Raw genomic sequence first — 21,114 nt, forward strand, 5'->3', positions numbered from 1 at the left:
CACGGCCGACACCGGCCGTCTTAAGAGGGGTTACGAGCCCCAAGACCGGCCCGTTACGTCCGGTCTCGATGCAACCATAGGGCAAGTGGGGGCGAGAGGAAATTGCTATTTTTAGCATGTGGCGCTTCTGCTACAGCCAGCGCCCGAGCGACTGACGAGCTGCTCAGAGACGGACATTGATGCCTGTGGCACAAGGGATCAACGCCTGTGGCATGAAGGGTAAGCCCGAGCGGCAATGACGATATTGTGAGCGCCATGCTCCGCTTGCAACTGGACGAGGGCCGACCCTTGACGCATCCTGCGCGCACTCGTCTCGTTCCCGGGAGTGGTGCTGATGCTTCGCATGTTCATGCTCGCATTATCGATGCTTTCGCTGGCCGCAGCCGCATCTGCCCAGCAAGCGCCGCCCCGTCCTTCCGCCAACCGCCCGCCGATCAGCCAGTGTCAGGCGGTTGCGCAGGCCGTGCCGGGTGTGACCTTTGCCCGCTTTGATCCTTCAGGCGTTCAACTGGCGCAGGCAAGTTCGAAGGAAGAGGTGCAGATACAATATATCGGGCATTCGACCTTTCTGATCACGTCGCCCGAAGGCGTAACCATCGCAACCGACTATAATGGCATTTATCGTCCGTCCATGACGCCTGACGTGGTAACGATGAACAACGCCCATTCCACCCATTATACTGCGCATCCCGACCCGGCGATCAAGCATGTGCTGCATGGCTGGAGCGATGTTCCCGGCGAAAAGGCTGACCACAAGATACAGGTAGGCGACGTCTATATCCGCAACGTTACATCCGATATCCGCAACCGCTGGGGAGGGGGCGGGCTGTTGCAGAAGGATGGCAATTCCATCTTTATCTTCGAGGTTGCCGGGCTGTGCATCGGGCATCTCGGCCATCTGCATTACGAGCTGACGGAAAGCCAATATGCCGAAATTGGCAGGCTCGATGTGCTGATGGTGCCGGTGGATGGTGGATTGACGATGGGGACGGACAGCATGAGCAGGATCGTCAAACGCCTGCGTTCTGCGCTGATCCTGCCAATGCACCAGCCCCATGCGCTTGAGCAGTTTCTGGTGGCCTTCGGGCCGCAATTCAAGATTGGCTATGCGTCTGACCCCGTCATCCGGGTGTCGATGAGAAACCTCCCCCGCCAGCCACAGATACTCGTGCCACAAGGCATGTAAGGGCTGACGGGGGAGGGGATAGGATCAGGCGAAAGACAGGTGCTGGCGCACGCCGACATCGGGCATCTTCTCGTCCGACATGTTGGCCTTGGCAATTTCCCAGCCAAACTTCAACGTGTTGTCGGTGGAGGCCCAGATTTCCGCATCATCCACATGCAGAGCCAGCATGGTCAGCTGCGGATCGCTCTTGCCGTGCTCGTACCATGCGGCGGTAACCGAGTTCCAGTATTCGTCGATCTTGGTCTTGTCATCGCGCACTTCGAGCTTGCCTGACAGGCAGGCGTGGTAATCGTGATCCTTGCCGATGACACAGAAATGGGCGCGCGAGCCCGACTTCAGCGTCTGGACCAGATGGGAATCCTTCTTCGAGAAAAACCAGATGGTGTTCGTCTTGGGATCGGCGTGAGGCGCCATCGGCTGCATATGAGCGTGCAAGCCTTCGAGGCCAAGCATGCCAGCGTGTACGGAATTGATTTCGTCCCAAAGCTGACGTGCGGGGGCATCGCGTGCTTCACTCAGACTGACCATGAATGTCTCTCCTTCGGTTGTCGTCTTCTTCCACGATAACCGGGCATGGATGCCCGCTTTCGCACTCGTACCCAAACGAAGACGACAGATTTCAGTTCCTTGATCAGTTGAGAGAAGAGTGTGTCTTGCGGGCTTGAACAGCCGGGCTATCGCACATATAAGGCCCCAATTCCGAACAAGAGATATGATCAGGGGTGCCATGGCTGGCCATTCACAGTTCAAGAACATCATGCATCGCAAGGGAAAACAGGATTCGATCCGTTCGAAGATGTTTTCCAAGCTCGCACGTGAAATCACCGTTGCCGCCAAATCCGGTCTGCCGGACCCGGCCATGAACGCTGCCTTGCGTCTGGCAATCCAGAACGCCAAGGCGCAGTCCATGCCGAAGGACAATATCGACCGCGCCATCAAGAAGGCGTCGGGAGCGGACGCGGAAAACTATGATTACGTGCGCTATGAAGGCTACGGCCCCGGCGGCACGGCAGTCATCGTTGAAGCGCTGACCGACAACCGCAACCGCACGGCCTCCAACGTTCGCTCCATCTTCACCAAGGCTGGCGGCGCGCTGGGCGAAACCGGATCGGTTTCCTTCTCCTTCGATCGCGTGGGTGAAATCACCTACAAGGCTTCCGTTGGCGACGCCGACAAGGTGATGGAAGCGGCAATCGAAGCCGGTGCCGACGACGTGGAAAGCAGCGAAGAAGGCCACACCGTCATCTGCGGTTTCGAAGAAATGAACGAGGTTTCCAAGGCGCTTGAAGCGGTTCTTGGTGAAGCCGACAGCGTCAAGTCGATCTGGAAGCCGCAAAACACGGTGCCTGTCGATGAAGAAAAGGCGCAATCGCTGATGAAGCTCATCGGCAACCTGGAAGACGATGACGACGTACAGAACGTCTATTCGAACTTCGAAGTCTCCGAAGAGATCATGGCCAAGCTTTCGGCTTGATATCCATATGAGCGATATCGTCACCCCGAGCCTCGATGCGGGCTTCGGGGTGATGACGAAAGACCCCAGCGCACCGCCGACGCGGTGCTGCGGGATCCGGCTCAGGGCCGGAATGACGGAGGGGGCTTGTGCAGAACCGGCTTCAGGCTCCGACTTACAGTTTAGCCCAATGTTTTACGTCGTCATCCCGGACTTGATCCGGGATCCAGTGTGATCAAGTCCTTGGTCACGAAAGAGTCTTGCGCACCGCAGACGCAGCGCTGCTGGATTCCGGCTCAAGGCCGGAATGACGGAGGGGGCGTTGGGGAGGCCGTGGCCCCGGCAGCGGATGCGCCGGGGCTTTTTGTTTTCCAACGATACCTCAACAGCGCCTTGCTCAAAGGCGGTTTTGCCCGCCAACACTAACCGTCATCCCGGACTTGATCCGGGATTTAGTGTGATCAAGTCCTTGATCACGAGAGAGTCTTGCGCACCGCAGACGCGGCGCTGCTGGATTCCGGCTCAAGGCCGGAATGACGGAGGGGGGCGTTCGGGAGGCTGTGGCCCCGGCAGCGGATGCGCCGGGGTTTCTATCGAGATCAGATCAAGCCGCGAGCTTCAGCCCACCACGGACATCGGCAAAGACTTCTACGGAGCGCAGACGCTTCTCGATGCTGTGGACGGGCATGGAAATGATCAGTTCATCTGCTCCGGTTTCCGACAGGAAATCCGCCAGTTTGCGCTCGACCGTGGCGTGAGAACCGACGACGGCGTATCTGAGCGTGTGATCTACCGTCATGCGCTCCATGTCGCTCCAGAGGCCATCCATGCTTTTTACCGGCAGGGGGAACTGGGTGCGGACATTCTTGCGCAGATTGACGAATTGCTGCTGGGCGGAGGTGAAGAGGTAATTGGCTTCCTCATCCGTATCCGCGCCCACGCCCATCACGCCGACCATGACATAGGGCTTTTGCAACGTGGCTGATGGCTGGAAGCGTTCGCGGTAAATGGCGATGGCGTCCATCAACATATCCGGCGCAAAATGCGAGGCGAAGGAATATGGCAGGCCAAGGGCTGCTGCCAGATGCGCGCTGTAGACGCTGGAGCCCAGCAGCCAGATCGGCACATTGCTGTCTATGCCGGGGACGGACAGGATGGCCTGATCCGGCTCCGGCGCGCCGAGATAGCGCTGCAATTCCACGATGTCATGCGGGAAGTTCTCTGCGCCTGAATCTAGGCTGCGGCGCAGGGCACGCGCGGTGCGCATATCTGTTCCCGGTGCGCGGCCAAGGCCAAGGTCTACACGGCCCGGCAAAAGGGCTGCCAGCGTGCCGAACTGTTCGGCAATGACAAGCGGCGAATGGTTGGGCAGCATGATGCCGCCCGAGCCAACGCGGATGTGTTTGGTTGCAGCGCCGACATGGGCAATGACGAGTGCGGTTGCGGCACTGGCGATGCCGGGCATACCGTGATGCTCTGCCAGCCAAATCCGTTCAAAGCCCTGTTCTTCTGCCTTCACCGCCATAAGGCGTGAATTCTCAAGAGCAGTGCTGACGCTCTCGCCTTCACCAATGGGCGACAGATCGAGTATGGAAAAAGGGATCATCGGACGCTCCTATTGGAATTTCAGCTTTTCCCCGATGTAAGTTCTGCAGCGACGTTTGCCAGTCCAGTCGCGTCGAATTGATGCAAGGATCAGAAAAACTGTAGCGACGCGCCATTGGCCGCAGACTGGCGCGGAGCGGGATAAATCTGTGATGTTGTCGTTTTGTTCACTTATCGCTGGCAGGTTTCGCTGCTCAAGGATAGGGTAAACCATGCAGAATGCGATTCGAATTATCGGGATTGATCCAGGGCTGAGGCGAATGGGCTGGGGCATCATAGAAACCATGGGCAATAGCCTGCGTTTCGTTGCCTCCGGCACTGTCACGTCAGACGGCGACATGGATCTGGCATCGCGGCTTTGCCAGCTGCATGACGGGCTTTCCGAGATCGTGCACTCCCACCAGCCGCATGAGGCCGCTGTCGAGCAGACCTTCGTCAATAAGGACGCCGTGGCGACGCTGAAACTCGGCCAGGCGCGCGGCATTGCCATGCTGGTTCCCGCGCGTGCCGGGCTGCCGGTTGCCGAATATGCGCCCAATGCCGTCAAGAAGGCGGTGATCGGTGTGGGACACGGCGAAAAGCAGCAAATCCACATGATGCTGAAGATTTTGATGCCGAAGGCCGAATTCAAGGGCAATGATGCGGCGGACGCTCTTGCCATTGCCATCTGCCACGCCCACAACCGGGCAGGCGAGCGTATGCGGCGCGTGCTGGCGGCGGGCTGATTTTCTCTTTTTACGGACGTTACGATGATCGGAAAACTCAAGGGCACCATCGATGAAATCGGCGATGACTATGTTCTCGTCGATGTGCATGGCGTGTGTTACGTGGCGCATTGCTCGGCCCGCACGCTGTCTCGGCTGGGATCGGTCGGCGAGGCGGTGGTTCTCTTTATCGAAACCTATGTGCGCGAGGACCAGCTGAAGCTTTTCGGCTTCATGAGCGCGCTGGAGCGGGAATGGTTCAACCTGCTGCAGAGCGTGCAGGGCGTGGGCTCCAAAGTGGCGCTGGCGGTGCTGTCGACCCTGTCCCCGTCAGAGCTTGCCAATGCGATCGCGCTTCAGGACAAGGTCGTCGTATCGCGCGCGCCGGGCGTGGGGCCAAAGGTGGCGGTGCGTATCGTCACCGAACTGCGCAACAAGGCGCCCGCCTTTGCCGGTGAAGCCTCCGCCTCCATCGGTCTCAAGCAGGAACTGGGCGAGGGCGTTGCATCAGCCCCCGTCGCCGATGCCGTTTCGGCGCTGACCAATCTTGGCTACTCGCGCGACCAGGCGGCCAATGCCGTTGCTGCGGCGCTGAAGAATGGCGGCGAGGGCGGTGATAGCGCCAAGCTCATCCGGCTGGGCCTGAAGGAGCTTTCACGGTGATGACGCCAATGCTATTTTCGACCGGATTTTAAAAGGTGAGAGCGCTTTTTCGCCATAGTGTTTCGGAAGACCGTGACGTCAAGGTGATCAGCAAGATGTCTGCAACGGCTGACACAATGGAATGCCACATGATGGAATGTCTGACATGAGCGACGCGGCACGGTTGATTTCTTCAGAAAAGCGCGGCGAGGATATCGACACGACGTTGCGGCCACAGACGCTGGATGATTTTACCGGCCAGGCTGAGGCGCGCGCCAATCTGAAGATTTTCATCGAAGCGGCAAAGAACCGTGGCGAGGCGCTGGACCATGTGCTGTTCGTCGGCCCGCCCGGTCTCGGAAAGACGACGCTGGCGCAGATCATGGCCAAGGAACTGGGCGTGAATTTCAAGTCCACGTCAGGGCCGGTCATCGCCAAGGCGGGAGATCTGGCCGCGCTTCTGACCAATCTGGAAGAGCGCGATGTTCTGTTCATCGACGAAATCCACCGGCTAAGCCCCGCCGTCGAGGAAATTCTCTACCCGGCAATGGAAGATTTCCAGCTGGACCTCATCATCGGTGAAGGCCCTGCGGCGCGCTCGGTGAAGATCGATCTGTCGAAATTCACGCTGGTTGCCGCCACCACGCGGCTTGGGCTTCTGACCAACCCGTTGCGGGACCGCTTCGGCATTCCGGTTCGACTGTCTTTCTACACCGTCGATGAGCTTGAGCTGATCGTGCGGCGCGGTGCGCGCATCATGGGCTTGCCGATGACGGAGGAGGGTGCGCGCGAAATCGCCCGTCGTTCGCGTGGCACGCCGCGCATCGCCGGACGGCTGTTGCGCCGGGTGCGCGACTTTGCCGAAGTGGCGAGGGCAGAATCGGTGACGCGCCAGATCGCGGATGAGGCGCTGACGCGCCTGCTGGTCGACAATATGGGGCTCGACCAGCTCGACATGCGCTATCTGATGATGATTGCCGTCAATTTCGGCGGTGGGCCGGTGGGTATCGAAACCATCGCGGCGGGTCTTTCGGAACCACGCGACGCCATCGAGGATATCATCGAGCCATACATGATCCAGCAGGGCTTCATCCAGCGCACACCGCGCGGACGCATCCTGACCGCAACGGCGTGGAAGCATCTTGGAATGCAGCCGCCGAAAGATATCGATGCTGCGCAGTTTCGCCTGACGCTTGAGGACGACTGACGTGATCACCCGGCGCGCACTGCTCAAGACAGCCGCGACCATGGCGGCGGGGCTGGTCTCTCTGGGTGCCTATGCCGGAGGTATCGAGCCGCTGGCGAGACTGTCCACCACGCGCTACCGCTTCAATCCGCCGGGCTGGCCCAGGGGGCAGAGCCTGCGTCTGGTGGTGCTGGCGGATTTTCATGCCTGCGAACCCTGGATGCCCGCCGCGCGGATCGCGCGGATCTGCGACTATGCCAATACGCTGGGCGGCGATGCGATCCTGCTGATGGGCGATTACATGTCCGGCATGAAGCTGGTGACGGGCGTCGTTCCACCCGCGGAATGGGCCAAGGCGCTGTCAGTCCTCAAGGCGCCCTACGGCGTTCATGCTGTCTGCGGCAATCATGACTGGTGGCAGGACCCGGAGGCCCAGCGATTGCGGCTCAAGGAAACCGTGGCGCACCAGGCCCTGCGCTCGGTGGGCATCGAGGTTCACTCGAACCGGGCCGTGCGCTGTGGCACCGACGCCCAGCCATTCTGGATCGCGGGTCTGGAAGACCAGTGGGCCTATCTGACGGGACGCCGCACGAGCGGGCTCGATGACCTCCCGGGAACGCTGGCACAGGTGACCGACGATGCCCCGGTCATCCTGCTCGCGCACGAGCCGGATATTTTCGTATCCGTGCCATCACGCGTTTCCCTCACGCTTTCGGGCCATACGCATGGCGGGCAGGTCAATCTGTTCGGTTGGCGCCCGGCCGTTCCGTCGCGCTTTGGGGAACGTTTCGTCTACGGTCATGTGGTGGAAGATGACCGGCACCTCATCGTTTCCGGCGGTCTTGGCTGCTCCATCGCACCGGTTCGCTTCATGTCGCCGCCCGAAGTCGTCGTCATCGAACTGGGGAGCGCCTAGGAACCATCCGCGCCGCCGCTCATTCCCCGTTTTTTCACGAGGAGAATGGAATGACGAAATTTCGCAAGGGTGCAAAGGTTCAGTGGAAATGGGGCTCCGGCAAGGGTGAGGGCAAGGTGGCCGAGAGCTTTACCGAGGATGTCGAGCGCAAGATCGATGGTTCCACCATCAAGCGCAAGGCAAGCGAGAGCGAACCGGCCTATCTGATCGAGCAGGAAGACGGCGGACGCGTTCTGAAAAGTCATTCCGAGCTTGAAAAGGCCGACTGAAGCAAGGAACATGGACCCCGCGCGCATTCGCAAAAGGGGTGAGACGATGGACTACGATTCGTGCCGCGTGTTCAGAAAGCTGGCGCGCAACAACCGTCTGGCCAATCTGAGACTGCACTCCGCCTGTCTTCAACTATCGCAGGCGGAGTTCGTAGCGCCCCGCAGCGGGTTCTTCCCAACCATCCGCGCAACTCTGAACCATATTTACACCGTCGATCTGTTCTATCTCGACGCCGTGAGAGGTGGAACACTGGGCTATGCCGCCTTTGCGGTGGAGGAGCCTTTTGCTGACATGCCTGCCTTGCAACAGGCCCAGGCAAAGCTTGACGAAGCGCTGATAGAATTCGTGGATGGCGTTCAACCTGAAGATCTTGCCGCCACCGTAGAGGTGCATCGTGATGGACGCATACAGCAAGACCGTTGCGACGATATTCTCAGCCACCTCTTTCAGCATCAGACCCATCACAGGGGGCAGGTGCACGCCATGCTGTCTGGAAGTTCGATCAAGCCACCACAACTGGACGAATTTATTGTCGGGGACGATGCTGGCGTTCGCAAAGTGGAGCTGGACGCGCTAGGCTGGTCGGAACGTGACCTCATGTTTCCGAAAGATAAATCCCATGACTGAAGACACCCGCATCCGCATGAAATTCAAGCCCAAGCGCATTTTCCAGATGCGCGTGGCAGGCATCGCCTTTCGGAATGGTCACGTGCTGGTGCACCGGGCAACGCACGAGAAATTCTGGAGTTTTCCCGGTGGCCGCGCTGAGATGGGCGAGCAATCCCGCGAAACGTTGGCCCGCGAAATGGTCGAGGAGCTCGGTGCCGAGGCTAAGGTGGGGCGGTTGCTGTGGGTGGTCGAGAACTTCTTTCATTACGAAGGCAAGGACTGGCACGAGCTTGGCTTCTATTACCTGATGGAGCTGCCCGAGACATTTCCATTCCATGAGGAAGACATCGTTCACCGGATGCAGGATGGCAAGCACCCGCTGGAGTTTCGCTGGGCAAGGGCGACCACGCAAGCCTTGACGGAGCTCGACATTCCACCCTATTTCATCGCCGGTGAGATCGAAAACCTTCCTGTTTCAACCCAGCATATCGTCTGGGATGATGGCAATCTGGACGACAAATGAACGAAATACTGCCTTTACGGCACATGATCCGGCTGGATCACAAGCCGCAGCTTTTCAACTTCCGTGTCGCGGGTCTTGTGATGCGGAACGACCATCTGCTGGTGCACCGGAGCCTGACCGACAGCTATTGGTCGCTGCCGGGCGGGCGCGCCGAGATCGGGGAAAGCTCGGAAGACACGATCCTGCGGGAGATCAGGGAAGAGCTTGATGTCGATGCGCGGATCGAGCGTCTGTTATGGACGGCGGAGAACTTCTTTTCCGATGATCGCTACGACATCCATGAACTCGGCTTCTATTACCTCATCCATCTCGAAGAGGATTTTCCGTTTCACGAGACTGAGATCGTTCACCGCGCCGTTGATGGTGTCGATATCGAATTCCGATGGATGAAGGCGAAGGCTACGGTGCTGAGCGAAAACGACTTAAGACCCGCCTTCATCGCCCAGCGGATTGAAACGCTGCCGCAGCATTCCGAGCATATCATCGTGCGTGAAGGACCGCGACGTCATGGATGACAGCAGAATATCGCTTTCCGGCGACCTAATAGAGCACGGGCATCGTCTGACGCAGCGTGTCTATTATGAGGACACGGATTTTTCCGGCCTCGTTTATCATGCCCGTTATCTTCATTTTCTTGAGCGCGGCCGCACGGATTATCTGCGCTGCCTAGGCTGCGAACAGAGCGCCCTGTTGACGGCAGATGAAGAGGGGCTGGTCTTTGTCGTTCATCGCATGGAGATCGACTTCAAGTCGCCCGCGCGCATGGACGATGTGTTGACGATATCAACGCTGACGGAGAAGGCGGGGGGCGCGAAGATGGTGCTCAATCAGGAAATCCGGCGAGGAGAAACGCTTCTTGTTGCCGCAAAAGTGATTATTGCCGTCATCAATGCCAAGGGAAGACCGCGACGCCTGCCCGATACCATTGCCGAAAAATTTCTAAAGTAAGAAAAGGCGAATTGCCGAGTGGCTTCTTAAAGTGTCCATTTCGTAACACTCTCTTAACCATAATGTAGTCTTACTTAACCATCCGGTATTTGTAAGCCACACGCCTTCCTTTTACCAAATTTACCGGCAAGTAAGGCGTAATGGCAATATCGGGGCATGGCTCAAGGGGTTTTCGGCGGTCGCTGCAGGATCCCAAGCGTTGATGCGCGTTTAAATCGCCCGGTCATGCACCGGGCGTTTGGATTCGGGGATTGAATATTTATGGAACAGGCAGGTTTGGCAGCGGCAACGCACGACGTAAGTCTCTGGGCTCTGTTCATGCAGGCTGGCCTCATCGTCAAGCTGGTCATGATCGGACTTCTTGCAGCGTCGGTCTGGACATGGGCTATCGTCATCGACAAATACGTCGCTTTCGGTAAGGCCCGGCGGAATTTCGACCAGTTCGAACAGGTTTTCTGGTCGGGTCAGTCGCTGGAAGAGCTGTACCGCACTCTGGCCGAGCGTCAGAACACCGGTCTTGCGGCCATCTTCGTTGCGGCAATGCGCGAATGGAAGAAGTCCTTCGAGCGTGGCGCCCGTTCTCCCATTGGTCTGCAGATGCGTATCGACCGGGCGATGGACGTGACCATGGCGCGTGAAAGCGAAGGTTACGAGGCACGCCTGGGCTCTCTGGCGACAATCGGTTCTGCCGGTCCGTTCATCGGTCTTTTCGGTACGGTCGTGGGTATCATGACGTCGTTCCAGGCCATTGCCGGTTCGAAGTCCACCAACCTTGCCGTCGTTGCACCGGGTATCGCCGAAGCGCTTCTGGCAACGGCCATCGGTCTGGTCGCGGCTATTCCGGCGGTTATCGCCTATAACAAGTTCACAGCCGATGCGGGCAAGCTCTCTTCACGCATGGAAGGCTTTGCGGATGAGTTCTCCGCGATCCTGTCGCGCCAGATTGACGAGAAGCTGCAAACCCGTCAGGCCGCGCAGTAAAAGCGCAGTCTGACCGAGTGGAGTAAATATTATGGGAATGTCAGCAGGTGGTGGCGGCGGCGGTGGTTCCGGTGGACGCCGGGGCCGTGGACGCCGCAAGGGCGGTGCAATCAGCGAAATCAACGTGACGCCGCTGGTCGACGTCATGCTGGTGCTGCTCATCATCTTCATGGTGGCCGCGCCAATGATGACGGTCGGCGTGCCCGTCGATCTTCCGCAGACCTCCGCCAACGCCCTCAATTCCGATACGCAGCCGATCACCATTTCCGTCAATGCGAATGGCGTGATCCATCTGCAGGAAACGCCTATCGAGGCTACGGAAGTGGCCGACAAGCTGCAGGCGATTTCGACCACGGGCTACAATGAACGCATCTTCGTGCGCGCAGACTCGGTTGCCGCCTACGGCATCGTGGCTGACGTCATGGCGCGTATTCAGGCCGCAGGCTTCAAGAATATTGGCCTTGTGACCCAACAGAAACAGGACAATTGATCTAGGCATGAAGGGCAGCGTCACCACATCTGCAATCGTGCACGCCTCGCTGCTGGCCTTTGCCCTCGTGTCTCTTGGGTCGCCGCCGCCGCTGGAGGTGACTGAGGCTGAGTCGATGCCTGTCGACCTCGTGTCGGTGGAAGAAATGACGCAGATCCAGCAGGGCGACAAGAATGCGCCCAAGGCTGAGAAGTCCGCGCCCGTACCAACCACACGCCCCGATATCGTGCCAAACGCCCAGAACATGGGTAACAACATGGCCGATCTGGACGCACCGCCGACGCCGACGGAAAAGCCAAATAACAATGACAGCGCTGCCGCCCCGCCCAAGCAGGAGAAGCCAGCCCCTGTCGTCGATACCAAGCCCAACGATGTGAAAGACATCGTCAAGGAAGAGACATCTGCGCCCAAGCCGCAGGAAACGGCTTCGCTGCCTGTTCCCAAGCCGGAAATCGTGACGCCGCCCAAGCCTGCCGAGCCGCCTGCCCAGCAACAGGCGCAGGAGCCGCCACCGCAAAACCAGGAGCCGGCCGAAATTCCCGTGCCGCCAAATGTGCCGCGCCCGAATTCACGCCCGCAGCCACCTGAGCCGAAGCCGGAGCCGCCAAAGCAGGCAGAGCAGAAGCCTGCCGAACAGAAGCCCGCTGAAAAGCCGGCGGAAAAGAAACCCGAACAGGCGAAGTCGACCGACAAGCCTTCCGACAAGAAACCGGCTGATCGCAAGCAGGAAACGGCAAAATCTGCCGCATCCCAGGCAAGCGAGTTCAATGCCGATGAAATCTCGGCTCTGCTGAACAAGCAGGCACCGTCCGGTGGTGGCGCGAAGCGTTCCACGGAAACGGCGTCGCTGGGCGGCAAGAAGACAATCGGCACGGGTTTGAGTGCCAGTGAAATCGACAGTGTCAGAGGTCAGATCCAGCAGAACTGGGCCATGGCTTCGGGCCTCACCGGCGTTGCCGAGGTTCGGGTGGTCGTTCGCGTGCAGCTGGATCAGTCCGGCAACATTGTCGGACAGCCCGAGGTTACGGCAACAGGTGGACCGGAAGGAACGCGCCGCGCCGTTGAAGGCAGCGCGCGCCGCGCGATCTTCAGGTCTGCCCCGCTGAAAAATCTGCCCGCTGAAAAATACGATGGCGAAAAAGGATGGAACACACTGGTTCTGAACTTTGACCCATCTGAATTTGCGCTTTGAACCGACAGTTTTGGGACCGATGACAACACCCCTACCCAATTCGATGTCCAATTTTTGTATGAAGCTGAAAGGCTTGTCTCAATGATCAAGTTCTCTCTCCTGCGTGCGGCAATGGTTGCCTCCGGCATTCTGTTTTCGTTCGTGGCAGTCACACCGGCCAGTGCTGAAGTCCAGATCAACATCAACAAGGGTAACGTTCAGCCGCTGCCCATCGCGATTACCGATTTCATGTCGAATGACGGCATCGGTGCGCAGGTCTCGCAGGTCATCGCGGCCGATCTCCAGAGGTCCGGGCTGTTTGCGCCGGTCAACAAGAGCGCCTTTATCGAAAAGATCAGCAATCCCGACCAGCAGCCACGTTTCGAGGACTGGAAGGTCATCAACGCGCAGGCGCTGGTGACGGGGCGTGTGACGAAGGAGGCAGATGGCCGTCTTCGCGCCGAGTTCCGCCTGTGGGATACATTTGCCGGTCAGCAGATGAGCGGACAGCAGTTCTTTACCCAGCCTGAAAACTGGCGCCGTGTCGCCCATATCATCGCCGATGCGATCTATGAACGCGTAACCGGTGAAAAGGGCTATTTCGACACCCGCGTCGTCTTCGTGTCCGAAAGCGGACCGAAGACCGCCCGCAAGCGCGCCCTGTCCATCATGGATCAGGACGGCTTCAACGTTCGCAACCTGACCAACACCAACGACCTCGTTCTGACGCCGCGCTTTTCGCCCAGCCGTCAGGAAGTGACCTACATGTCGTTCGAAGGTCAGCAGCCGCGCGTTTACCTGTTGCAGCTGGAAACCGGACAGCGCGAAGTTGTCGGCAATTTCCCCGGCATGACGTTCTCGCCACGCTTCTCGCCCGATGGTCAAAAGGTCATCATGAGCCTGCAGCAGGAAGGCAACGCCAACATCTACACCATGGATCTACGTTCGCGCACCACGACGCGTCTGACCAATACCGGCGCGATCGATACGGCTCCGTCCTATGCGCCGGATGGCCAGCGCATCGCCTTTGAAAGCGACCGCGGCGGACGTCAGCAGATCTACGTCATGAATGCCGATGGCTCCGGCCAGACGCGCATTTCCTTCGGCGATGGTTCCTATTCCACGCCGGTCTGGTCTCCGCGCGGCGATCTGATCGCCTTTACCAAGCAGTCTGGCGGCAAGTTCTCGATCGGCGTGATGAAGCCGGACGGTTCGGGCGAGCGCATTCTGACGACGGGCTTCCACAATGAAGGACCGACATGGGCGCCAAACGGCCGCGTGCTGATGTTCTTCCGCCAGAATGCAGGTTCCGGCGGCCCGCAGCTCTACTCCATCGATCTGACCGGCTATAACGAACAGCTGATCAAGACACCGACATTTGCATCCGACCCGGCTTGGTCGCCGCTGCTGGATTGACAAAACCATTATGGCGGCGCCTAAGAGCGTCGCCATATTTCTAAGCATGTCACATCGGGACTTGGCCTGTTTTCTTGCTGAATATGTAGTGAGGGAGCAAAAAGGCGGGACATTTCCTTTCTGTTAACCATAATTGTTTGGGGGCAATTAACTGCAATCGGTTATTGTCTGGCAACGTTACTGAAATTCTAAGGAGAGACCGGCGATGAGCCGTACACACACCTCGGCACTCGGCCCCATGCAGAAACTCGCCCGTAACCCGGCTATGATCGCTTTGACGCTGGCGCTTGCGCTGGCTGGTTGCGCCAACAAGAAGAACATGCCGAACAGTGCTGGCGAACTGGGCCTTGGCGGCGCAGGTTCTGCTACACCGGGTTCCGCACAGGACTTCACCGTCAATGTCGGCGACCGTATCTTCTTCGACACCGACAGCACATCGATCCGCGCAGACGCACAGCAGACCCTGCAGCGTCAGGCACAGTGGCTGGCTCGTTATCCAAACTACGCCATCACTGTTGAAGGTCACGCCGACGAGCGCGGCACACGTGAATACAACCTTGCTCTGGGCGCACGTCGTGCAGCCGCTACCAAGGAATTTCTCGCCTCGCAGGGCGTTCCTGCAAACCGGATGAAGACGATTTCCTACGGCAAGGAACGTCCGGTTGCCGTTTGCGACGACATTTCCTGCTGGTCGCAGAACCGCCGTGCAGTCACCGTTCTGGGTGGCGCAGGCATGTAATCGCCTCGCAGCGACGTGATGAGAATTGTAAGGCGGCCTCCGGGCCGCCTTTACTTTTTTCCATAGTTTGGCCGAACTTAAGTTGCTTTTTGACGCCAGATGGAAAAAATCCGGTTTTGCGTCGTTGGGGCGCAAATCAACCAGACAGGACGCAACATGAAGAAACTTGTCGTGGCGGGAATGCTGGGGCTTGCAGCCTGCACCGGCCTGAGCGGCACTGCCGTTTCAGGACCGTTGTTCGGCTGGGCGGGGGGCTCTAGTACAAGCAGCGGAAATCACCCACCTGTTGTCAACGTTCAGGCGAACGATACATATCGCGTGCAGCAACTCGAAGAACAGATCCGTCAGTTGAACGGACGTATCGAGGAAATGAGTTTCCAGCTGCTGCAGATGCAGGAAACCATTCGCAAGGCCCAGGAAGACAACGAGTTCCGTTTCCAGGAGCTTGAAGGCGGAAAGGCTGCCGCACCGGCTGCACCGAAGAAAAAGGCCGAGGCCGACATTCCTTCGGCAACGGGCGCCGAAGATGACGTCGCAACCATCATTGAAACGCCGTCCCAGGGCGGCGCTTCAATGGGCGGTGGCGCTACGGGCACCGGCCAGATGGCGACCGCGCCGCGCAGCAATGCTGCTCCCGGCGAAACGACGCTGGGCTCCATCGAGCTCGATTCCCGCGGTCTGCCCGTGGGCGGTTCGCTCAATCCGAACGTCAACAATTCCGCAGGAAGCCTGCCTGGCGTGGAAACCGGCCGGACATCCAGCCCGGACCCCGTCAACACGGCGGCACTGACCAGCGAGAACGACATCTATCAGGCGGCCTATGGCCACGTGCTCTCAGGCGATTACAAGGCTGCGGAAAAGGGTTTCGAGCAATATATCCAGGGATACCCCAAGGGCTCGAAGGCTGCAGACGCGAATTTCTGGCTGGGCGAAGCGCAGTATAGCCAGGGCAAGTTCACTGATGCCGCAAAGACATTCCTCAACGCCCACCAGAGCTACAGCAAATCGCCCAAGGCGCCTGAAATGCTGTTGAAGCTCGGCATGTCGCTTGCCGCACTCGACAACAAGGAAACCGCTTGCGCCACATTGCGCGAAGTGCCGAAGAGATATCCAAGCGCCTCCAAGACCGTTCTCGGCAAGGTGACGAGTGAACAGAAGCGCCTGAGCTGCTGACAGACGGGCTGGACGGCTATGACATCAGGTCGTTCCCGATGACGCCGCTTGCGCCCCTTGAGGCTGCGCGGCAATTTATCACAAGAATTTCAAAGCCCGCCCGGATCCTCGTCGCGATCTCCGGCGGCAGCGATTCCACCGGCCTGCTGCTGGCCCTGCACCGGGTTGTTGGAGAGTTAGGCAGAACTGATATCGCGCTTGCGGCGGTTACCATCGATCATGCGCTGCGCGCCGAATCTGCGCAGGAAGCGATTGGCGTTGCGGCCATGTGCCGCAAACTGGACATTCCCCACCATATACGCCGGTGGAATGAGGCAAAGCCCGCAACGGGTGTTTCCGCAGCAGCGCGGCTTGCGCGCTACGCCTTGATCTCGCAGGTCGCAGAGACGATGAAGGCCGACATGATCGTGGTCGGTCATACGCTTGGCGACCAGCAGGAGACCATTGCCATGCGGGGTGCGCGCAGCCTCAGGCCCGACAATCTGGGCCTTGCGGGCATGGCGGACGGCGTTCTCTACCGCTGTAATCACTGGTTCATGCGGCCTTTTCTAAACACGTCACGACAGGCCATCCGCGATTTCCTACAGGATGAAGGATGGAGCTGGTTCGATGATCCCAGCAATATCGACGCCCGATATGAGCGGGTGAGGGCGCGCAACGCCCTGGAACCGGCCTCCACGAAGTCCGGCGAAGGCTTGTCGTTGACTGACCGGTCGGGCGAGCGTGCGGCGCTCTCTGCTGCTGCTGCTGATTTTATCGATACCCATGTCCGGTGCTATCTCGATTGCCTGATCAGGATCAGCCCGGAGGGTCTGTTGCAGGAGCCGCCTGTCCTGCGCGCAGCCCTGTCCGCCATGGCCTGTGTGCTCGGTGGACGACGTTTTGCGATGGCGTCGGACAGCATGGACAGGATCATGGCGCTTGTTGCGTCAGGCCAGCCGGGCAGGGCGACGGCCAGCCGGGTCGTGTTTGATCGCCGCAGGCAAGGGCTCTATCTGATGCGGGAAAACCGCAACATGCCATCGATCACAATTGCCCATGGGCAAAAGGCGGTATGGGATGAGCGGTTCGAGATCGTAAATCTGTCGGAGCGTGAGCTTGTCGTCGGGCCGATGAGCACACACGCGGTTGCCGCGTTGGTGCCGACATTTGCAGCCGATATCCCGCAGGGCGTGGCAAAACGGGCGGCGCAATCCCTTGCCGCAATCTCGCTGGCAGGTCTTGATGAGCCGGTCGCGGCGGATGATCACTTCACCATCCGGCCTGTTCTTGCCCCTTACGATCTCTTTCTGCCACGGTTTGATCTGCCACTCGCCAATGCCATCGCCCGACTTTTTGGCCGCGAAGCCTATCCACAGCCTGCGGTTTAAGGCTGCTGGCTTTCTCAAATCGATTTTTCTCAGAGTTTTTACCGCAAAACGCATCTGATATCGGTCGCTGCCTTGGCAACGGCTGCTGTCCTCCTTATGTTAGGGGCAACATAATGGCGGACACCAATTTGTCCGTTGGAGTTCGGGGAGTTCGATGAACCCAAATTTTAGAAATTTCGCCTTGTGGGCAGTGATCGCTCTGTTGCTGATCGCCTTGTTCAGCATGTTCCAGACGTCGCCATCCCAATCGGCATCGCGTGAGATTCCCTATTCGCAATTCATTCGCGATGTTGATGCCGGTCGCGTCCGTGACGTGACCGTTACCGGCAACCGGGTTCTCGGCACCTATACGGAAAACGGCACGGCCTTCCAGACCTACTCGCCCGTCATTGACGACGCGCTGATGGAGCGTCTGCAGACCAAGAATGTCAGCATCGTTGCACGTCCCGAAAGCGATGGCTCCTCCGGTTTCCTGAGCTACCTTGGCACGCTGCTGCCGATGTTCCTCATCCTCGGTGTCTGGCTGTTCTTCATGCGCCAGATGCAGGGCGGTTCGCGTGGCGCAATGGGCTTTGGCAAATCCAAGGCAAAGCTTCTGACGGAAGCACATGGCCGCGTGACATTTGACGATGTGGCCGGCGTGGACGAAGCCAAGCAGGATCTGGAGGAAATCGTGGAATTCCTGCGTGATCCGCAGAAGTTCCAGCGCCTGGGCGGCAAGATCCCACGCGGTGTTCTGCTCGTTGGTCCTCCGGGCACTGGTAAGACATTGCTGGCGCGTTCCGTTGCCGGTGAAGCCAACGTTCCCTTCTTCACCATTTCCGGTTCCGACTTCGTTGAAATGTTCGTCGGTGTGGGCGCAAGCCGCGTTCGCGACATGTTCGAACAGGCCAAGAAGAACGCACCCTGCATCATCTTCATCGACGAAATCGACGCCGTTGGCCGCCATCGCGGTGCTGGTCTTGGCGGCGGCAACGATGAGCGTGAACAGACCTTGAACCAGTTGCTGGTCGAGATGGACGGTTTTGAAGCGAATGAGGGCATCATCCTCATTGCGGCCACCAACCGCCCTGATGTTCTTGACCCGGCACTTCTGCGTCCAGGCCGTTTTGACCGTCAGGTTGTCGTTCCGAACCCCGATATTGTCGGTCGCGAGCGCATCCTCAAGGTTCACGCCCGCAACGTGCCTCTGGCACCCAATGTCGACCTCAAGGTTCTGGCACGCGGTACGCCCGGTTTCTCCGGTGCTGACCTCATGAACCTCGTCAACGAAGCCGCCCTGATGGCTGCGCGCCGCAACAAGCGCGTCGTGACCATGGCAGAATTCGAAGACGCCAAGGACAAGATCATGATGGGTGCGGAGCGTCGCTCCTCGGCCATGACCGAAGCCGAAAAGAAGCTGACAGCCTATCACGAAGCCGGACATGCGATTACCGCGCTCAAGGTTGCGGTTGCCGATCCGCTTCACAAGGCAACGATCATTCCGCGCGGTCGTGCGCTTGGCATGGTGATGCAGCTGCCGGAAGGCGACCGCTACTCCATGAGCTACAAGTGGATGGTTTCGCGCCTCATCATTATGATGGGTGGTCGTGTTGCCGAAGAACTGACGTTCGGTAAGGAAAACATCACCTCCGGCGCGTCTTCCGACATCGAGCAGGCCACCAAGCTTGCCCGCGCAATGGTAACGCAGTGGGGCTTTTCAGATGCTCTCGGTCAGGTTTCCTACGGTGAAAACCAGCAGGAAGTCTTCCTTGGCCACTCCGTTTCGCAGTCCAAGAATGTTTCCGAAGCCACCGCACAGACGATCGATACCGAAGTTCGTCGCCTGATCGATGAAGCCTATACGGAAGCGCGGCGTATTCTGACCGAAAATCACGATGGCTTTGTCGCCATTGCCGAAGGTCTGCTGGAATATGAAACGCTGACCGGCGAAGAGATCAAGGCTTTGATCCGTGGTGAGAAGCCTGCCCGCGATCTCGGCGACGATTCGCCTAACAGCCGTGGCTCTGCTGTGCCAAAGGCTGGCACCAAGAAAGATGGCCCTAACGAAGCCAAGGGTGACGGTGAAGCAGAAGGTGGCATGGAGCCGCAGCCTCACTGACCCCACGACAAAATCTGACAAGAGGCCGTCCACTTCCCGGGCGGCCTTTTTGCATGTGTGGTTGCGTGCAAAGCGCGCCCTTGCAGGCCAACTGCCTGCTTCATTCCTCAGGGATAGTGGGCGATAGTAACAAGATATATTGCCTATTCGCGGTAATTTACGTGCCGTTTCATGTGTTTTATGGCATTTACCGTCTGGAGAGCCGTGGCCCGTCCGGGTAAGGACTTACCACGCGCGTTTAATTTCTGGAGTTCACATGACACGTCGCTATTTCGGAACAGATGGCATCCGCGGGCAATCCAACGTCTTTCCGATGACGCCGGACCTGGCGATGCGCGTCGGGATTGCCGTTGGCACAATTTTCCGTCGTGGCCACCATCGCCACCGCGTCGTCATCGGCAAGGATACGCGTCTTTCAGGCTACATGCTGGAAAATGCGCTGGTTGCCGGTTTTACCGCAGCGGGGCTCGACGTCTTCCTGCTGGGCCCCATTCCGACGCCCGCCGTTGCGATGCTGACGCGCTCACTGCGTGCCGATATTGGCGTGATGATTTCTGCCTCGCACAATCCCTTTGCCGATAATGGCATCAAGCTTTTCGGTCCCGATGGATACAAGCTGTCGGATGAGCTAGAGCTTGAGATCGAGGATCTTCTCGACAAGGACATCTATTCGCAGCTGGCCAAGCCGCATGAAATCGGACGGGCCAAGCGCGTCGATGGCGATATCTACCGCTATATCGAGTTCGTAAAGCGCACATTGCCGCGTGATGTAACGCTGAGCGGCCTGCGGATTGCCATCGATTGCGCCAATGGCGCGGCCTATAAAGTAGCGCCTGCGGCACTGTGGGAACTTGGCGCTGAGGTTGTGACCATCGGCAACGAGCCAAACGGCACCAACATCAATTTCGAGTGCGGCTCTACCCATCCGGATGCGCTTCAGAAAAAGGTGCATGAAGTGCGGGCCGATATCGGCATTGCGCTGGACGGCGACGCTGACCGCGTGATCATTGTGGACGAACGCGGCCAGATCGTCGATGGCGATCAGCTTATGGCAACGATTGCTGCCAGCTGGGCAGACGACAATCTGCTGCGCGGCGGCGGTATCGTGGCGACTGTCATGTCCAATCTCGGACTGGAGCGTTTTCTCGGTGACAAGGGTCTGACGCTTGCCCGCACCAAGGTCGGCGACCGCTATGTTGTCGAGCATATGCGCAACAATGATTTCAACGTTGGCGGCGAGCAATCCGGTCATATCGTCCTTTCGGACTACGGCACGACGGGCGACGGTCTGGTGGCGGCCCTTCAGGTTCTGGCGCGCGTCAAGCGGTCCGGTCGCACGGTGAGCGAAGTCTGCCGCAAGTTCGAGCCCGTGCCTCAGCTCTTGAAGAATGTCCGCATTTCCGGCGGCAAGCCGCTGGAAAATCCTGTCGTGAAACAGGCAATTGCCGATGCGGAAAGCGCCTTGGCCAATAATGGCCGCCTGGTCATCCGCCCATCGGGCACGGAGCCGCTGATCCGCGTGATGGCGGAGGGCGACGACAGCGCCCAGGTGGAGCGCATCGTCAATGATCTCGTTGGCGTGATTTCCAACGCCCGGACCGCAGCCTGAACCGAACCCGGCAGACCCTTTT

General features: G+C 58.9%; 22 protein-coding genes. 20 read left to right on the top strand and 2 right to left on the bottom strand.

Going from position 1 to position 21,114, the window contains the following annotated elements:
- Positions 1-331 precede the first annotated feature (331 nt).
- Entirely contained in the window at positions 332-1,186 is an 855-nt protein-coding gene (locus ASF69_RS01285) for an MBL fold metallo-hydrolase (protein WP_200939026.1), read from the top strand.
- A 24-nt stretch (positions 1,187-1,210) separates the two neighbouring features.
- Here the strand turns inward: ASF69_RS01285 and ASF69_RS01290 are convergent, their stop codons facing one another.
- Positions 1,211-1,714 carry a pyridoxamine 5'-phosphate oxidase family protein gene (locus ASF69_RS01290; protein WP_062584543.1) on the bottom strand — a complete coding sequence of 168 codons (504 nt, stop codon included), beginning with the start codon at positions 1,712-1,714 and terminating at the stop codon, positions 1,211-1,213.
- Positions 1,715-1,913: 199 nt separating this feature from the next.
- On the opposite strand from ASF69_RS01290, the gene ASF69_RS01295 reads away from it, so the two are divergent.
- Positions 1,914-2,660 carry a YebC/PmpR family DNA-binding transcriptional regulator gene (locus ASF69_RS01295; protein WP_062585554.1) on the top strand — a complete coding sequence of 249 codons (747 nt, stop codon included), beginning with the start codon at positions 1,914-1,916 and terminating at the stop codon, positions 2,658-2,660.
- Between the two features lie 583 nt (positions 2,661-3,243).
- Here ASF69_RS01295 and ASF69_RS01305 read toward each other — a convergent pair.
- A complete protein-coding gene (locus tag ASF69_RS01305) occupies positions 3,244-4,245 on the bottom strand; it encodes an LLM class flavin-dependent oxidoreductase (protein WP_062584547.1) in 1,002 nt (333 codons plus the stop codon).
- 211 nt (positions 4,246-4,456) lie between these two features.
- Here ASF69_RS01305 and ruvC point away from each other — a divergent pair, with 211 nt between their 5' ends.
- The 18 genes from ruvC to glmM all read left to right on the top strand — a co-directional run bounded on the left by ruvC (position 4,457) and on the right by glmM (position 21,092).
- Entirely contained in the window at positions 4,457-4,969 is a 513-nt protein-coding gene (gene ruvC, locus ASF69_RS01310; RefSeq protein ID WP_062584550.1) for a crossover junction endodeoxyribonuclease RuvC, read from the top strand.
- Positions 4,970-4,993: 24 nt separating this feature from the next.
- Positions 4,994-5,611 carry a Holliday junction branch migration protein RuvA gene (gene ruvA, locus ASF69_RS01315; protein WP_062584552.1) on the top strand — a complete coding sequence of 206 codons (618 nt, stop codon included), beginning with the start codon at positions 4,994-4,996 and terminating at the stop codon, positions 5,609-5,611.
- Between the two features lie 145 nt (positions 5,612-5,756).
- On the top strand, positions 5,757-6,797 hold the full coding sequence (gene ruvB, locus ASF69_RS01320; protein WP_062585556.1) for a Holliday junction branch migration DNA helicase RuvB: 1,041 nt from the start codon (positions 5,757-5,759) through the stop codon (positions 6,795-6,797).
- Positions 6,798-6,837: 40 nt separating this feature from the next.
- A complete protein-coding gene (locus ASF69_RS01325; protein ID WP_156461978.1) occupies positions 6,838-7,692 on the top strand; it encodes a metallophosphoesterase in 855 nt (284 codons plus the stop codon).
- Positions 7,693-7,742: 50 nt separating this feature from the next.
- A complete protein-coding gene (locus ASF69_RS01330; protein ID WP_062584556.1) occupies positions 7,743-7,961 on the top strand; it encodes a DUF2945 domain-containing protein in 219 nt (72 codons plus the stop codon).
- Positions 7,962-8,007: 46 nt separating this feature from the next.
- Complete coding sequence (locus ASF69_RS01335; protein ID WP_062585558.1) at positions 8,008-8,589, top strand: DinB family protein; 582 nt, start codon at positions 8,008-8,010, stop codon at positions 8,587-8,589.
- The gene (locus ASF69_RS01340; protein ID WP_062584558.1) at positions 8,582-9,094 is read left to right on the top strand and encodes an NUDIX hydrolase; all 513 of its coding nucleotides are present in this window, start codon (positions 8,582-8,584) and stop codon (positions 9,092-9,094) included. Before ASF69_RS01335 ends, ASF69_RS01340 begins: the two co-directional genes overlap by 8 nt.
- Positions 9,091-9,609, top strand: coding sequence for an NUDIX hydrolase (locus tag ASF69_RS01345; RefSeq protein ID WP_062584561.1), 519 nt, complete (start codon positions 9,091-9,093; stop codon positions 9,607-9,609). The genes ASF69_RS01340 and ASF69_RS01345 overlap by 4 nt, the downstream gene beginning before the upstream one ends.
- Positions 9,602-10,042, top strand: a complete 441-nt coding sequence (ybgC, locus tag ASF69_RS01350) for a tol-pal system-associated acyl-CoA thioesterase (protein WP_062584563.1) — start codon at positions 9,602-9,604, stop codon at positions 10,040-10,042. The genes ASF69_RS01345 and ybgC overlap by 8 nt, the downstream gene beginning before the upstream one ends.
- 261 nt (positions 10,043-10,303) lie before the next feature.
- Positions 10,304-11,023: a protein TolQ gene (gene tolQ / locus ASF69_RS01355; protein WP_062584564.1), complete on the top strand. Its 720-nt coding sequence runs from the start codon at positions 10,304-10,306 to the stop codon at positions 11,021-11,023.
- 31 nt (positions 11,024-11,054) lie between these two features.
- Positions 11,055-11,513 carry a protein TolR gene (gene tolR, locus ASF69_RS01360; RefSeq protein ID WP_062584566.1) on the top strand — a complete coding sequence of 153 codons (459 nt, stop codon included), beginning with the start codon at positions 11,055-11,057 and terminating at the stop codon, positions 11,511-11,513.
- Positions 11,514-11,520: 7 nt separating this feature from the next.
- Positions 11,521-12,705 carry a hypothetical protein gene (locus tag ASF69_RS01365; RefSeq protein ID WP_062584568.1) on the top strand — a complete coding sequence of 395 codons (1,185 nt, stop codon included), beginning with the start codon at positions 11,521-11,523 and terminating at the stop codon, positions 12,703-12,705.
- An 81-nt stretch (positions 12,706-12,786) separates the two neighbouring features.
- Positions 12,787-14,100 carry a Tol-Pal system beta propeller repeat protein TolB gene (gene tolB, locus ASF69_RS01370; RefSeq protein WP_062584570.1) on the top strand — a complete coding sequence of 438 codons (1,314 nt, stop codon included), beginning with the start codon at positions 12,787-12,789 and terminating at the stop codon, positions 14,098-14,100.
- Between the two features lie 205 nt (positions 14,101-14,305).
- Entirely contained in the window at positions 14,306-14,839 is a 534-nt protein-coding gene (gene pal, locus ASF69_RS01375; RefSeq protein WP_062452053.1) for a peptidoglycan-associated lipoprotein Pal, read from the top strand.
- A 156-nt stretch (positions 14,840-14,995) separates the two neighbouring features.
- Entirely contained in the window at positions 14,996-16,012 is a 1,017-nt protein-coding gene (gene ybgF / locus ASF69_RS01380) for a tol-pal system protein YbgF (RefSeq protein ID WP_062585560.1), read from the top strand.
- 38 nt (positions 16,013-16,050) lie between these two features.
- Complete coding sequence (tilS, locus tag ASF69_RS01385; RefSeq protein WP_062584572.1) at positions 16,051-17,382, top strand: tRNA lysidine(34) synthetase TilS; 1,332 nt, start codon at positions 16,051-16,053, stop codon at positions 17,380-17,382.
- 154 nt (positions 17,383-17,536) lie between these two features.
- On the top strand, positions 17,537-19,483 hold the full coding sequence (gene ftsH, locus ASF69_RS01390) for an ATP-dependent zinc metalloprotease FtsH (RefSeq protein WP_062584574.1): 1,947 nt from the start codon (positions 17,537-17,539) through the stop codon (positions 19,481-19,483).
- 256 nt (positions 19,484-19,739) lie between these two features.
- On the top strand, positions 19,740-21,092 hold the full coding sequence (gene glmM / locus ASF69_RS01395) for a phosphoglucosamine mutase (RefSeq protein WP_062584576.1): 1,353 nt from the start codon (positions 19,740-19,742) through the stop codon (positions 21,090-21,092).
- Positions 21,093-21,114: the final 22 nt, after the last annotated feature.

The sequence above is a fragment of the Rhizobium sp. Leaf311 genome (assembly GCF_001423445.1).
Lineage (GTDB): Bacteria > Pseudomonadota > Alphaproteobacteria > Rhizobiales > Rhizobiaceae > Agrobacterium.

Coding starts and splice junctions, on each gene's coding strand:
- pal (WP_062452053.1), top strand. CDS start 14,306: ATGAGCCGTACACACACCTCGGCACTCGGCCCCATGCAGAAACTCGCC.
- ASF69_RS01340 (WP_062584558.1), top strand. CDS start 8,582: ATGACTGAAGACACCCGCATCCGCATGAAATTCAAGCCCAAGCGCATT.
- ASF69_RS01365 (WP_062584568.1), top strand. CDS start 11,521: ATGAAGGGCAGCGTCACCACATCTGCAATCGTGCACGCCTCGCTGCTG.
- ASF69_RS01325 (WP_156461978.1), top strand. CDS start 6,838: ATGGCGGCGGGGCTGGTCTCTCTGGGTGCCTATGCCGGAGGTATCGAG.
- ASF69_RS01295 (WP_062585554.1), top strand. CDS start 1,914: ATGGCTGGCCATTCACAGTTCAAGAACATCATGCATCGCAAGGGAAAA.
- ASF69_RS01330 (WP_062584556.1), top strand. CDS start 7,743: ATGACGAAATTTCGCAAGGGTGCAAAGGTTCAGTGGAAATGGGGCTCC.
- ASF69_RS01345 (WP_062584561.1), top strand. CDS start 9,091: ATGAACGAAATACTGCCTTTACGGCACATGATCCGGCTGGATCACAAG.
- tilS (WP_062584572.1), top strand. CDS start 16,051: ATGACGCCGCTTGCGCCCCTTGAGGCTGCGCGGCAATTTATCACAAGA.
- tolR (WP_062584566.1), top strand. CDS start 11,055: ATGGGAATGTCAGCAGGTGGTGGCGGCGGCGGTGGTTCCGGTGGACGC.
- ASF69_RS01335 (WP_062585558.1), top strand. CDS start 8,008: ATGGACTACGATTCGTGCCGCGTGTTCAGAAAGCTGGCGCGCAACAAC.
- tolQ (WP_062584564.1), top strand. CDS start 10,304: ATGGAACAGGCAGGTTTGGCAGCGGCAACGCACGACGTAAGTCTCTGG.
- ruvB (WP_062585556.1), top strand. CDS start 5,757: ATGAGCGACGCGGCACGGTTGATTTCTTCAGAAAAGCGCGGCGAGGAT.
- ybgF (WP_062585560.1), top strand. CDS start 14,996: ATGAAGAAACTTGTCGTGGCGGGAATGCTGGGGCTTGCAGCCTGCACC.
- tolB (WP_062584570.1), top strand. CDS start 12,787: ATGATCAAGTTCTCTCTCCTGCGTGCGGCAATGGTTGCCTCCGGCATT.
- glmM (WP_062584576.1), top strand. CDS start 19,740: ATGACACGTCGCTATTTCGGAACAGATGGCATCCGCGGGCAATCCAAC.
- ybgC (WP_062584563.1), top strand. CDS start 9,602: ATGGATGACAGCAGAATATCGCTTTCCGGCGACCTAATAGAGCACGGG.
- ruvC (WP_062584550.1), top strand. CDS start 4,457: ATGCAGAATGCGATTCGAATTATCGGGATTGATCCAGGGCTGAGGCGA.
- ASF69_RS01305 (WP_062584547.1), bottom strand. CDS start 4,245: ATGATCCCTTTTTCCATACTCGATCTGTCGCCCATTGGTGAAGGCGAG.
- ASF69_RS01290 (WP_062584543.1), bottom strand. CDS start 1,714: ATGGTCAGTCTGAGTGAAGCACGCGATGCCCCCGCACGTCAGCTTTGG.
- ruvA (WP_062584552.1), top strand. CDS start 4,994: ATGATCGGAAAACTCAAGGGCACCATCGATGAAATCGGCGATGACTAT.
- ftsH (WP_062584574.1), top strand. CDS start 17,537: ATGAACCCAAATTTTAGAAATTTCGCCTTGTGGGCAGTGATCGCTCTG.